The 12,407-nt window shown below is 57.8% G+C and carries 12 protein-coding genes; 2 read left to right on the forward strand and 10 right to left on the reverse strand.

What is annotated here, in order from left to right:
• Positions 1–349: 349 nt before the first annotated feature.
• From trpB to rpsA, 6 genes are all read right to left on the reverse strand, one after another.
• Positions 350–1,597: a tryptophan synthase subunit beta gene (trpB, locus tag ACR0DL_RS20035; RefSeq protein WP_480690929.1), complete on the reverse strand. Its 1,248-nt coding sequence runs from the start codon at positions 1,595–1,597 to the stop codon at positions 350–352.
• A gap of 67 nt (positions 1,598–1,664) precedes the next feature.
• On the reverse strand, positions 1,665–2,000 hold the full coding sequence (locus ACR0DL_RS20040; RefSeq protein WP_170399161.1) for a hypothetical protein: 336 nt from the start codon (positions 1,998–2,000) through the stop codon (positions 1,665–1,667).
• Between the two features lie 47 nt (positions 2,001–2,047).
• Entirely contained in the window at positions 2,048–2,689 is a 642-nt protein-coding gene (locus ACR0DL_RS20045; RefSeq protein ID WP_480690931.1) for a phosphoribosylanthranilate isomerase, read from the reverse strand.
• A 9-nt stretch (positions 2,690–2,698) separates the two neighbouring features.
• Positions 2,699–3,052, reverse strand: a complete 354-nt coding sequence (locus ACR0DL_RS20050) for a lipopolysaccharide assembly protein LapA domain-containing protein (RefSeq protein WP_170362442.1) — start codon at positions 3,050–3,052, stop codon at positions 2,699–2,701.
• A gap of 3 nt (positions 3,053–3,055) precedes the next feature.
• Positions 3,056–3,340, reverse strand: a complete 285-nt coding sequence (gene ihfB / locus ACR0DL_RS20055) for an integration host factor subunit beta (RefSeq protein ID WP_037310872.1) — start codon at positions 3,338–3,340, stop codon at positions 3,056–3,058.
• 271 nt (positions 3,341–3,611) lie between these two features.
• On the reverse strand, positions 3,612–5,288 hold the full coding sequence (gene rpsA, locus ACR0DL_RS20060) for a 30S ribosomal protein S1 (RefSeq protein WP_010438032.1): 1,677 nt from the start codon (positions 5,286–5,288) through the stop codon (positions 3,612–3,614).
• A 307-nt stretch (positions 5,289–5,595) separates the two neighbouring features.
• On the opposite strand from rpsA, the gene ACR0DL_RS20065 reads away from it, so the two are divergent.
• Entirely contained in the window at positions 5,596–7,059 is a 1,464-nt protein-coding gene (locus tag ACR0DL_RS20065) for a sulfatase family protein (RefSeq protein WP_480690934.1), read from the forward strand.
• Positions 7,060–7,246: 187 nt separating this feature from the next.
• Here ACR0DL_RS20065 and ACR0DL_RS20070 read toward each other — a convergent pair whose 3' ends face one another.
• Positions 7,247–8,932 carry a tryptophan halogenase family protein gene (locus ACR0DL_RS20070; RefSeq protein WP_170351761.1) on the reverse strand — a complete coding sequence of 562 codons (1,686 nt, stop codon included), beginning with the start codon at positions 8,930–8,932 and terminating at the stop codon, positions 7,247–7,249.
• 220 nt (positions 8,933–9,152) lie between these two features.
• Entirely contained in the window at positions 9,153–9,677 is a 525-nt protein-coding gene (locus tag ACR0DL_RS20075) for a hypothetical protein (RefSeq protein ID WP_170378974.1), read from the reverse strand.
• 218 nt (positions 9,678–9,895) lie between these two features.
• Here ACR0DL_RS20075 and ACR0DL_RS20080 point away from each other — a divergent pair, with 218 nt between their 5' ends.
• Positions 9,896–10,375 (forward strand): YHS domain-containing (seleno)protein, encoded by a 480-nt coding sequence (locus ACR0DL_RS20080; protein WP_170351763.1) that lies wholly within the window; start codon positions 9,896–9,898, stop codon positions 10,373–10,375.
• An 18-nt stretch (positions 10,376–10,393) separates the two neighbouring features.
• Here the strand turns inward: ACR0DL_RS20080 and ACR0DL_RS20085 are convergent, their stop codons facing one another.
• Both ACR0DL_RS20085 and aroA read right to left on the reverse strand, forming a co-directional pair.
• Positions 10,394–11,011: a (d)CMP kinase gene (locus ACR0DL_RS20085; RefSeq protein ID WP_170351764.1), complete on the reverse strand. Its 618-nt coding sequence runs from the start codon at positions 11,009–11,011 to the stop codon at positions 10,394–10,396.
• A complete protein-coding gene (aroA, locus tag ACR0DL_RS20090) occupies positions 11,008–12,354 on the reverse strand; it encodes a 3-phosphoshikimate 1-carboxyvinyltransferase (RefSeq protein ID WP_226688942.1) in 1,347 nt (448 codons plus the stop codon). The genes ACR0DL_RS20085 and aroA overlap by 4 nt, the downstream gene beginning before the upstream one ends.
• Positions 12,355–12,407: the final 53 nt, after the last annotated feature.

Consider the following 12,407-nt stretch of genomic DNA (forward strand, 5'->3'; position numbering starts at 1 on the left):
GAACCTTCGCCTACAGATGGGAAACCTGCCGCTCTATCCAATTGAGCTACAAAGCATACCAATCCCCGGTTTCGGCCCTGGCATACGGTTTCGGCAGCGCCGTCCGCACCGAGAGAGTAATCACCTCTGCCCGCTAGGGTCCGGCCCGATGTGACCGGTAACGGCGGGTTTAGGCGAAAGGTCTGGATTCGCTCAATAAATTTCTGAAGGTCAAAATCGCACCTGTGGCGGTCACGCAACAAAGTTACCCAGTTGCGCAATATTTGAAAAGGCCTGTATCCAAAAACAAAGCGGCACACCCGTTTCAGGCGCGCCGCTCTTGTCAAAAATTTCAAATTTTATCGCTTGGTCAGTCTGCGCTGCGGCCTTCGGTATCCGACATGTCGAAGTTCAGATATTTGGCCACGGTCTGTACGTCCTTGTCGCCACGCCCACACATGTTCATGCAGATCAGGTGATCCTTGGGCAGCTCGGGCGCAATTTTCATCACATGCGCCAACGCGTGGCAGGGTTCCAACGCCGGGATGATGCCCTCGGTCGCGCAGCACAGCTGGAACGCTTCCAGTGCCTCTTTGTCAGTGATCGAGACATAGTTCGCCCGGCCAATGTCGTGCAGCCAAGAATGCTCGGGTCCGATACCGGGGTAATCTAAACCGGCCGAGATTGAATAGCCTTCCAGAATCTGCCCGTCATCATCCTGCAGCAAATAGGTGCGATTGCCGTGCAAAACGCCCGGACGCCCGCCGGTCAGCGAGGCGCAGTGCTCCATCTTCTCGTTCACGCCTTTGCCGCCGGCCTCAACGCCAATGATGTTGACGTCTTTGTCGTCGAGGAACGGGTAAAACAGGCCCATTGCGTTCGATCCACCACCAATGGCGGCAATGATCGTGTCGGGCAGACGACCTTCGGCCTTCATCATCTGTTCCTTGGCTTCCTTGCCAATGATCGACTGGAAATCCCGGACCATCGCCGGGTACGGGTGCGGACCAGCGACGGTGCCGATGCAATAGAACGTGTCCCGGACATTGGTTACCCAGTCGCGCAGCGCGTCGTTCATCGCGTCTTTCAGTGTCCCACGGCCAGAGGTCACCGGTATCACCTCGGCCCCCAGCAAGCGCATGCGGAACACGTTCGGGGCCTGACGCTGCACGTCATGCGCGCCCATGTAGACCACACATTTCAGACCAAACTTGGCGCAGACGGTGGCGGTAGCCACGCCGTGCTGCCCTGCCCCGGTTTCCGCGATTATCCGGGTCTTGCCCATGCGCCGCGCCAGAATGATCTGGCCCAGAACGTTGTTGATCTTATGCGCGCCGGTGTGGTTCAGCTCATCGCGTTTCAGGTAGATTTTCGCACCGCCCAGATGCTCGGTCAGGCGTTCCGCGAAATACAGCGGTGACGGGCGGCCCACATAATTCGCCCACAGATCGTCCATCTCAGCCCAGAAGGTGGAATCGTCCTTGGCCTTTTCATATTCCTCTTCCAGCGACAGGATCAGAGGCATCAGCGTTTCGCTGACGAACCGCCCGCCGAATATACCGAAACGGCCCTTTTCGTCGGGACCGGACATGAAGGAATTGAAAAGATCGTTGGCCATGGGTGTCTCCCTCGTCGTACCCGTTGTTCATAGGAGGTGACGACAGGATTTGCCATGGCAAAACGCATCATTCCGCCGCTTGAACATGCTGTGCCCAAATCTGTAACGCCTGCTGGTTGCTGGGCACGGCAATACAGGGAAAGTGATAGAACTGATTCACATCTGCCAGTCGATTGGCCGCTAGAACGACCTGGCGGTGGGGACCCGACTGGGCAAAGGTTAACATGGCTTCGAGGTCGTGCCAGACGCTTAGCGAGAAATACAGCCCCTGGTGTGGGAACACGCCAGCATGCAGGCACAAGGGGTCACCGCGCGCTTGTAGCAATGCCTGACGGGCGCGCCAGAAGAACTCTGGCCCATAGTACCATCGTTTCAATGAAACTCCGCCGATCGCCGCCAGCATGATTACGTCCTCCCCTATCGGGGATACGCAGGTGTTTGCCGATCAGATCACCGGGTCGCGTCGATAAAGGCCCGGACCAATGCCGAATCCTTGACGCCGGGTGCACCTTCGACTCCTGACGAGACATCCACCTGTCGCGCACCGGTCATGCGGATCGCCTCGGCGACGTTCTCGGGCGTCAGCCCCCCGGCCAGCATCCACGGACGTTGCCAGTATTTGCGTCCCGCCAACAAACGCCAGTCAAACGCCAGACCATTGCCACCCGGCAGTTCCGCGTTAGATGGCGGCTTTGCGTCGATCAGCAGCTGGTCGGCAACTTCGGAATAGAGATCAATCGCAGCAAGGTCTTCTGCCTCGGCCACGCCGATTGCCTTCATCACCGGCAAACCAAAACGGTCGCGAACCTCGGCCACCCGATCCGGGCTTTCCTTGCCGTGCAGTTGCAACATGTCCAGCGGTACATTGGCGACGATCCGGTCCAACTCCTCATCCGTCGCATTCACCGTCAGCACGACCTTGGCAACCCCGGCGGGCGCCAAATGGGCCAGTTCTGCGGCGGCTGGGATCTCAAGATGGCGGGGCGATTTGGGAAAGAAGACAAACCCGACATAGCGTGCGCCAGCATCCACCGCTGCACGCACGTGATCAGGGGCGGTCAGACCGCAGATTTTGACGGATACATCAGACATAAAAGGGCCTCAGCTGGCCTCGTCCAAAAGCGCCAGAACTTCGTCTTGCCCTTCGTTCTGCTTTTTCTTGAGCTTCTTGACTTCACGCTCAAGCTTGCGCACTTCGCTTTTCTTTGTGGACGCATCGCGGCGATGCTTATGCTCGCGCAGCCATTCCCACAGGAAACCGATGATCAGGCCCGCAACCACACCGCCCAGCACCACGACAAACAGCGGCAGCGACGTGCTGAGGTTAAAGCCCAAAAGCTCGGCAAAAGCTTCGGGCATCAGGGTCAGTTCAACCGTTTCGCGATTGGCCAGCGAGACGGAGATGAGAACGATCCCGAGGATCGCCAGAAAAGCATATCGAAGGTAGCGTATCATGCCCTAGGCTTTACCGTTCAATCGGTCCCTAAGCAACTTGCCAGTTTTGAAAAATGGAACACATTTTTCTTCGACCTGAACAGTTTCCCCGGTGCGCGGATTGCGGCCAACGCGCGCGTCGCGCTGTTTTACCGAAAAGGCACCAAAGCCACGCAGCTCTACGCGGTCACCGCGTGCCATGGCATCCGTCACTTCCTCGAACACGGTATTCACGATCCGCTCGACGTCGCGTTGATACAGATGCGGGTTTTCGTCGGCGATTTTCTGAATCAGTTCTGAACGGATCATAAGCGTTACCCTCCCAGGCGACCGGTTAGCCATCTCTATTTATTTGGACAGTATAGGAAAAAACCGTGATCGGGGGAACGTAAACTCTGTGTGCAAAGTCTTCATTTTCGCGCCAAGTCACGCGTTTTTTTGCTTGCGAGCGTGAAATTCACCGCAAAAGCGTGAACGACAGCCGGAATAAGCCCAAATTTTGGAACATATTGATTCGCAACAAAAACGGCCCCGCGCGGATACGCGGGGCCGTAAATTCGGCTAAGGCTGAGGCCCGGGCTTAGTCGCCCGATTTCAGCGCTGCACCCAGGATATCGCCCAGCGATGCGCCCGAGTCGGAGGAACCATACTGTTCCACGGCCTCTTTCTCTTCGGCGATCTCGCGTGCTTTGATCGACAGGCCCAGACGGCGGGTCTTGCTGTCGACGTTGGTGACGCGGACGTCGACCTTGTCACCAACCGAGAAACGCTCGGGGCGCTGTTCGGCACGGTCACGGCTCAGGTCCGAACGGCGGATGAAGGACTTCATGCCTTCGTATTCCACCTCGATGCCGCCATCTTCGATTGCGGTCACTTCGACGGTCACGATCGAGCCACGCTTCACGCCGCCCACGGCTTCGGCGAACTTGTCGCCGCCCAGGGCTTTGATCGACAGCGAGATACGCTCTTTTTCCACGTCAACTTCCGAGACAACGGCTGAAACCATGTCGCCTTTGCGGTAGTTCTGGATCGCATCCTCGCCACGCTCGTCCCAGGACAGGTCCGACAGGTGAACCATGCCGTCGATGTCGCCTTCGAGGCCAATGAACAGACCGAATTCGGTGATGTTCTTGACTTCGCCTTCGACCTCGGTGCCCTCGGGGTGTGTTTCTGCAAACACTTCCCATGGGTTGCGCTGAGTCTGTTTCAGGCCCAGAGACACGCGACGCTTGGCGCCGTCGATTTCCAGAACCATGACGTCGACTTCCTGGCTGGTCGAAACGATCTTGCCGGGGTGAACGTTTTTCTTGGTCCAGGACATTTCGGACACGTGCACCAGACCTTCGACACCGGCTTCCAGCTCGACGAACGCGCCGTAGTCGGTGATGTTGGTGACGCGACCCTGATGGACCGAGCCCAGCGGGTACTTGGCGGCAACCAGATCCCACGGATCTTCCTGCAGCTGCTTCATACCCAGGCTGATGCGGTGGGTCTCTTTGTTGATCTTGATGACCTGAACCTTGATGGTTTCGCCGATCGTCAGGATCTCGGACGGGTGGTTCACACGGCGCCATGCCATGTCGGTGACGTGCAGCAGGCCGTCAACGCCGCCCAGGTCAACAAATGCACCGTATTCGGTGATGTTCTTGACGACACCCTCGACGGTCTGACCTTCGGACAGGTTGCCGATGACTTCGGCACGCTGCTCGGCACGCGATTCTTCCAGGATTGCGCGGCGCGAAACAACGATGTTGCCACGGCGGCGGTCCATTTTCAGAATCTGGAACGGCTGTTTCAGACCCATCAGCGGGCCAGCGTCGCGCACGGGGCGAACGTCAACCTGCGAGCCGGGCAGGAACGCAACTGCGCCACCCAGATCGACGGTGAAGCCACCTTTGACGCGACCAAAGATTGCACCTTCGACGCGCTGGTCGTCGGCATATGCTTTTTCCAGACGGTCCCATGCCTCTTCACGGCGGGCCATCTCGCGCGAGATAACAGCTTCGCCACGGGCGTTTTCTGCGGCGCGCAGGTAAACTTCGACCTCGTCGCCTACAGCGATTTCAGGGGCTTCGCCGGGATTTGCGAATTCTTTCAGATCAACGCGGCCTTCCATTTTGTAGCCTACGTCGATGATGGCTTGGCCGGCTTCGATCGCCAGAACCTTGCCTTTGACAACAGAACCCTCTTCGGGTGTGTCCATTTCGAAGCTTTCATTCAGGAGGGCTTCGAATTCCTCCATGGATGCGTTAGCCATGTGGCGTCATTTTCCTTTACATACGTTTTTGCTGGCCGAGCGGTTGTCTCCGCCGGTCTTGTTTCATGGTGCCTGAATGCGTGATCCAGAACGCGCCCGAGCTAACAAACACAAAGGGCCGAGGTAACCCGGCCCTGCTCAGATACGTCATCCGGACGTTGACCGCCCTTGTTCAGACGCGTGCTCTATAGCGAGTCTGCTGAAGCACTGCAAGTCAAAGCCGGAAAGCGACCCAGTTGTCGCAAGTTGAAGTCCTCCGTCGGCGAAACGATGCTAGGCTCAATCCAGCGATCAAGGAGCAGACGATTTGAATTTTCTGGTCATTATTTCCGACGAACACCGTAAGGACGCGATGGGATGCGCTGGCCACCCGATCGTCAAAACCCCCAATCTGGACGCCTTGGCAGCGCGGGGTACGATGTTCACCTCGGCTTATACACCGTCGCCAATGTGCGTTCCCACCCGCGCCGCGTTGGCTACCGGAGAGTGGGTGCATACCACTGGTCACTGGGACAGCGCGACACCCTATGCCGGGCACCCGCGCAGTTGGATGCGTCAACTGCGAGACACGGGGCGCGAGGTCGTGTCGATCGGCAAGTTGCATTTTCGCTCAGCCGAGGATGACAACGGTTTCTCGCAGGAAATACTCCCCATGCATGTCGTCGGAGGAATTGGTTGGGCCGTCGGCCTGCTGCGCGAGAACCCGCCCGCGTATGATTCAGCCGCCGAACTGGCGGGTGATGTCGGCACCGGGTCCAGCACCTATACCGACTATGATCTGGATATTACCGCCGCATCTGAGGTATGGCTGACCGATCCGAAACGTCACGATGCACCATGGGCCGCCTTTGTGTCCCTGGTCAGCCCGCATTATCCGCTGACTTGCCCCGAGGAATGGTACGACCATTATGATCCCGCGGATATGGACCTGCCGGTGGGCTATGGCCACGGCCTCCCTGATCACGCAGAGCTGCAAAACATTGCGTCGTTCTTCAACTACGATGACTATTTTGATGAACAAAAGATGCGCGAAGCCAAGGCCGCATACTACGGGCTAACATCTTTCATGGACGATTGCGTGGGGCGCATCCTGACAGCTCTGACCCAAAGTGGTCAGGCCGAAAATACGGTCATCGTCTATGTTTCAGACCATGGCGACATGATGGGCGATCAGGGGTTCTGGACCAAACAGGTGATGTATGAGGCCAGCGCCGGGGTTCCGATGATCCTCGCCGGGCCCGGTATTCCCAACGGCAAGCAAGTCTCAACCTGTACAAACCTGACAGACATTTCAGCAACCGCGCGGGACGTCTGCGGTGTTCCTGATGATGCAGGCAATGCCGATCAACCGGGCGTTTCGCTTATCGATCTGGCCACGGCACCGGATGATCCCAACCGAACCGGGTTCAGTGAATATCATGACGGGGGGTCAAAAACCGGCAGCTTTATGGTGCGCTGGGACAAGTGGAAATACGTCTATTACGTTGGGCATGACCCCCAACTATTTGATCTTGCATCGGACCCGAATGAACAGACCAATCGCGCCACGGACAGAGTTAACGACCCCGAAGTTCAAGCGGCGTTGGTCGAAGGCGAACGCCGTCTGCGCGAAATATGTGACCCCGAAGAGGTCAACGCGCGTGCCTTTGAGGATCAGCGTAAGAAGATTGTCGAGCTGGGCGGAGAAGAAGCCTGTCGAACGGCCTTCGTCTTCAACCACACTCCAACCCCGTCCGAGCAAGAAAAACAGCGCGAAGGATCCGCGCTCTAGTTCAGAATTCCTCGCCTTTTTTTGAGAAGTTCGTATCAGCTCACATTGAAGGTCACCGCGCCCGAACTGATGCGCGCCGCCGCAATCGCGCGCCCAGAGCGTCAAAGAGCCATTCTGAGGGTAGAGAATATAACACTCCACCCTCTGTTTTACCTCAAGCGCCCTCGGTAGCGAACGCAAAGAAGGTCTAGAACAGTTGCAAATCCTTCGCGCCGCTTTGGATTTCGGCAAAGTTCGGCATGTTTTGGATCGGTACGGATGATGGCGCCGCGCCCGGCATCGTAACTGTCGGCTTCGTCGCCATTGTCTTGCCGAATGCTGGTCGCTGCAACTCCCCTCGGATATCATGCAACAGCATTTTGTGATCCGGCATTTTTGTGAGGATCTGCGCAAGATGTGCTTTCGCAGTCTTCATACCCTGGAACCAAATCTGTCGCTTTAGTGGCCGCAGACGATCACGGATGCCGGTCCCGTAACCGGTATCATAAACCTGTTTGCCCAATAGAACCGTTTGGTAAACGCGAAAGTTGAACAACGTCGCAAATTCGATGTCATGTTCCATTGGCAGACGATGCTGCCATAGCTCCAGGTTTTCCGCCAACCGATCCGGTATCTTCATCTCTGTCCGCGCATCGATCCAATACTGATCGTCAGTGCGGTTACCCAATCGATAGTGAAGACAGATGAACTCCAGAACCTCATCATAAAGCTTGTTCATCTGCCGGTTATACCGCGTCCGCAAGGATGGCTCGATGTCTCGCGTGGGCAAGTGTTCCGCAAACCACCGCACCGCATGATCGACCATATGTATCGCCGTACTCTCTAGCGGTTCAATAAACCCGCCGGACAGGCCGATCGCCAAACAGTTCTTAACCCAGGCATTGCGCACACGCCCGATGCGCATGGGGATCACGCGCGGCGTCGCGCCCTTGCCGCTGTCACCCAGCCATTTGAGGTATTCATCCGCCGCCTGATCATCCGTGCGATGCGCGGATGAGAACACATAGCCCGTTCCCACACGGTTATAGAGAGGCACCCGCCAGGTCCAACCTGCGCCGAGAGCGGTCGAGCGCGTGACGCTTTCAATCTTCTTTGGGTTGGGATGCTCGATCTGCAACGCCATGGCACGATCATTTGGCAAATAGTCCGAGTAATCCATAAACGGTTCGCCAAGCGCTTGGTTGATGATCAAGCCGCGGAACCCTGTACAGTCTATGACCATCTCGATGTCATGGCGGCCCTGGCGTTCCAACATCAGATGGCTGACATTGCCCTGTTCATCCAGTTCGACCGATTTCACCTCATCTTGAATATGCTCTACACCGCGCTTGGTGCAGACTTTGGTGAGCATGCCGGCAAATTTCACAGCATCCAGATGATACGCATAGCCAAACCGCTGTTCGTATTCAGGCTGCCCCAACTGCCGTGCGCCTTTGCACAGACGGGCCAGATCATCATGTGGTGAGATGGACCGCGTAAAATCCCGATCCCCATTGCCAAAGCGCAAGAAATACTCGGCTGTTTCCAACCCTTCCAACAATTGGCCATGCGCAAAGGGGTTCACATAATCGATGCGATTGCCTTTGCGGTCCTTGTTCCAGTTGCAAAACTTCACACCCAGCTTGAACGACGCGTTGGTTTCGCGAAAAAAGTCCCGCTCGGAAATACCCGCCTGACGGAGCGTGACCGGCATGCGCGGCACTGTCGCCTCGCCCACACCCACTGTCGCGATATTGGGGCTCTCGATCAGGCATATGCGAGGGCGATCCTTTTCCGCTGACGTGCGTGAAAGCACCATTTCCAGTATCAGCGCGGTCATCCACCCTGCTGTGCCGCCACCGACGATGGTGATCTTGCGCAAACGATTATTCATGTTTTTTTGTCCCTGTTGGCTCAAGGGATATTATAGCTACGTGCCCATTTTTTGTGTTTTGGACTTAGATCGCAGCTTTCCCTTATGGCGTATCGAAGACTATAACAGCTTTATTGCGTCCAGCTAGGGCCTATAGCACTGGGAATTTCAGGCCTATCGTACAGGATTGAGATCTGTGGAGTGGGCAGGTATCAGCACAGGCTCGAATCCTGAACGCTCGTCAAATCTCCTCACCTTTCTTCAGAAGATCTTCGATCAATTGTCGCTGCAATTCGTTGCTGTCACCGCCACCAAATTGAATCGCCCCTCCGGTGTAGGACGTGCCGTAAGTTGCAGCGATATTCACTGTCTGCGCCAAGCCAGAGATCAGTTGGTCCTTCTTCAAAGACGAAAGCGGATGAATGAATGTTGCCCAAACGATTCCGTTGGCAATCGCATAGCGCGCATCCAAAGCGGTGTCGAAATTGGCCTGCATCATTCTGTGCAATTCCTCTTTTGACAGTTCATCAGCACTACGAACCGCCACCATCGCACGCATGCGATCAGTGCTGATATCCGTGACGACCAGAACAGGCACATCCGACAGCGTCAAAGCAAAGCCCGGCCCCTGCGGCTGTGCCTCGGGATCAAGCGCAAAGAGGATCTTGCCCAGACGTTCATAGTCCATCGGTGGCTCGGTCTCAGGCGCATCTTGGGCCGCCAGACCTCCGGCCAGAAAAATCAACACTAGGGCTAGTCGGATCATGGCATCTCTCCTGCAGGCTACTCCCTTACAATAGGTACCTGCCTGGACCCTGACCAAACAAAGCTTAGTGAAGAGTATGTCGTGCGCCGCCACAAGTTTGAACGATCTGCAAGGTTTGCCGATCTTACTGCGATAGCCCGTTCAAAACACTGCCCCTAGCTTTGTTTCAGCGGTTGGCTCCCCCGCCGACCCGAACCTGAACAGGAAAGGAAAACACAATGAAATCTCTGGTTCTAACAACCCTGATCGCCACCTTGCCCCTGATCGCCGCGCCGGCCTTTGCAGCGGATGAGATCAATGTCTCGAACGGCATCTCGGCCGCGGGCGCGCCCTTGGCAGCACATGGCGTCGATCTGGTGGCCCTGGTCAACGAAGGTAACCCGGTCGAAGGGTTTGCCACCCATTCCTCGACCTACGACGGGGCATCGTACTACTTCACCAGCGCCGCCAATCTCGAGGCGTTCGAGGCCAACCCCACCGCCTATCTGCCACAGCACGGCGGGTTCTGTTCCTTCGGCGTGTCTGTCGGCAAGAAATTTGATGGCGACCCGGACCAGTATCTGGTCACAGACGGCAAGCTGTATCTGTTCCTGAACGCTGAAACTCGGGCTGCGTTTCTGAAAGACGTGCCAGCCACAGCAAAAACCGCTGATGATCAGTGGGCGCAGATCAAATCCGTCGCCGTAGGCGAGCTGTAATTACCTCTCCCCGCGGCGTTAGGACGTTGCGGGGCGTTTGCTTTCGACAAGAGCTACGGCCTGGGCCAAAGCAGCTTCGATACTCAGATCAGACGTATCCAACAGCACAGCATCTGCAGCAGGCTTCATCGGCGCAGCACTGCGTTCGGCATCCCGCACGTCGCGTTCGCGCACATCTGCAAGCACAAACTCTCGGGTCACATCAGCGCCCTTTGCGCGCAGTTCCAAAAAGCGGCGCTCTGCCCGCACTTCGGCACTGGCGGTAACAAACAGTTTCACTTCGGCCTCGGGGCAAATCACCGTTCCGATATCGCGCCCATCCAGCACAGCCCCCCCTGCCCGACGGGCAAAGGCGCGCTGGAAATCCACCAACGCCGCGCGCACCTCAGGGATCACTGCCGCTTTCGAGGCCGCCTGCGCAATCTCGGCCGTACGCAAATCGCCTTGTTTCAGTTCTTCCGCAGTCAATGCCTGCGCCGCCTCGATGGGGTCAGTCCCGTCCAGCGTTCGGCGCCCGACCGCGCGATACAGCAGCCCCGTATCCAGATGCGCAAAACCGAACAGCGCCGCCACCCCTTTCGAGATCGTCCCCTTGCCCGCCGCCGCAGGGCCGTCGATGGCGACGGTGAAACTCATGTGCGTTCGACCTTGGCACCCAGGGCGGCCATCAGCGGCTCGAAAATCGGGAACGAGGTCGCGATTGGCCCACCGTCATCCACGGAAACCGGAGACTTCGCACCCATCCCCATGACCATGAACGACATGGCAATGCGGTGATCAAGATAGCTTTCGCAGGTGCCGCCACCGGGGACGTTACCGATGCCCAACCCTTCGACCGACCACCATTCTTCGCCCTCGTCCACGGTCACACCATTGGCCCGCAACCCGCGCGCCATGGCGTCAATCCGGTCGCTTTCCTTGACGCGCAGCTCTTTCACGCCGCCCATCATCGTGGTGCCGTTGGCATTGGCCGCAACCACAGACAACACAGGATATTCGTCGATCATCGAGGCCGCGCGTTCGGGCGGCACATTGATCCCCTTCATATTCGGAGAGTATTTCGCGCGCAGATCAGCGACGGGTTCGCCGCCCTCTTCCCGCTCATTTTCGTACGTCAGATCCGCGCCCATTTCGCGCAATGTGGTGAACAGCCCCGCGCGGGTCGGGTTCAGGCCGATGCCCGGCACCAACACGTCAGAGCCCGGCGTGATCAATGCCGCACATACCGGAAAGGCCGCGCTGGACGGGTCGCGCGGCACAGCGATGACCTGCGGTTTCAACTCAGGGCGGCCGGTCAGCGTGATCACCCGGCCTTCATCCGTATCCTCGACGTTGATTTCGGCCCCGAAACCGGCCAGCATCCGTTCCGAGTGGTCACGGGTGGCCTCTTTCTCAATCACAACGGTCTTGCCCGGCGCGTTCAGACCGGCCAGCAGCACCGCGGATTTCACCTGCGCCGACGGCACCGGCACCTCATACCGCACCGGTACAGGCTCTGCCGCACCCACGATGGTCATCGGCAGCCGCCCGCCCGAGCGCCCAACCGATTGCGTTCCGAACAGTGCCAGTGGATCGGTGACGCGGGCCATCGGTCGCTTGTTCAGGCTTGCATCACCCGTGAAGGTCGCGGAAATCGGGCAGGTCGCCATCGCGCCCATGATCAGCCGCACACCGGTACCCGAGTTGCCGCAGTCAATCACCTGATCGGGCTCGGCAAATCCACCAACGCCCACGCCATGCACACTCCATTCACCGTCGCCGTGATCCGTGACCTCAGCCCCGAAGGCACGCATGGCCTTGGCGGTGTCCAGAACATCCTCACCTTCCAGCAGGCCCGAGATTCTGGTCTCACCTACCGCCATTGCGCCCAGGATCAGCGACCGGTGCGAGATCGACTTGTCACCGGGCACTTCTGCCGTGCCGGTCAGCGGGCCGCAGGGATGCGAGGTCATCGGGATGGGCGTGCCGTGTCCGGACATAGGGGCTCCTGTTTTCGCTATCAGTTCAAGGCGGATTAGCGAATTGGAGCCGG

The sequence above is a fragment of the Ruegeria sp. BB5 genome (genome assembly GCF_056539405.1).

What these genes read in the sequence shown, in the direction of transcription:
- trpB (WP_480690929.1), bottom strand. Translation starts at nt 1,597, where the DNA reads ATGGCCAACGATCTTTTCAATTCCTTCATGTCCGGTCCCGACGAAAAG.
- ACR0DL_RS20040 (WP_170399161.1), bottom strand. Translation starts at nt 2,000, where the DNA reads ATGCTGGCGGCGATCGGCGGAGTTTCATTGAAACGATGGTACTATGGG.
- ACR0DL_RS20045 (WP_480690931.1), bottom strand. Translation starts at nt 2,689, where the DNA reads ATGTCTGATGTATCCGTCAAAATCTGCGGTCTGACCGCCCCTGATCAC.
- ACR0DL_RS20050 (WP_170362442.1), bottom strand. Translation starts at nt 3,052, where the DNA reads ATGATACGCTACCTTCGATATGCTTTTCTGGCGATCCTCGGGATCGTT.
- ihfB (WP_037310872.1), bottom strand. Translation starts at nt 3,340, where the DNA reads ATGATCCGTTCAGAACTGATTCAGAAAATCGCCGACGAAAACCCGCAT.
- rpsA (WP_010438032.1), bottom strand. Translation starts at nt 5,288, where the DNA reads ATGGCTAACGCATCCATGGAGGAATTCGAAGCCCTCCTGAATGAAAGC.
- ACR0DL_RS20070 (WP_170351761.1), bottom strand. Translation starts at nt 8,932, where the DNA reads ATGAATAATCGTTTGCGCAAGATCACCATCGTCGGTGGCGGCACAGCA.
- ACR0DL_RS20075 (WP_170378974.1), bottom strand. Translation starts at nt 9,677, where the DNA reads ATGATCCGACTAGCCCTAGTGTTGATTTTTCTGGCCGGAGGTCTGGCG.
- ACR0DL_RS20080 (WP_170351763.1), top strand. Translation starts at nt 9,896, where the DNA reads ATGAAATCTCTGGTTCTAACAACCCTGATCGCCACCTTGCCCCTGATC.
- ACR0DL_RS20085 (WP_170351764.1), bottom strand. Translation starts at nt 11,011, where the DNA reads ATGAGTTTCACCGTCGCCATCGACGGCCCTGCGGCGGCGGGCAAGGGG.
- aroA (WP_226688942.1), bottom strand. Translation starts at nt 12,354, where the DNA reads ATGTCCGGACACGGCACGCCCATCCCGATGACCTCGCATCCCTGCGGC.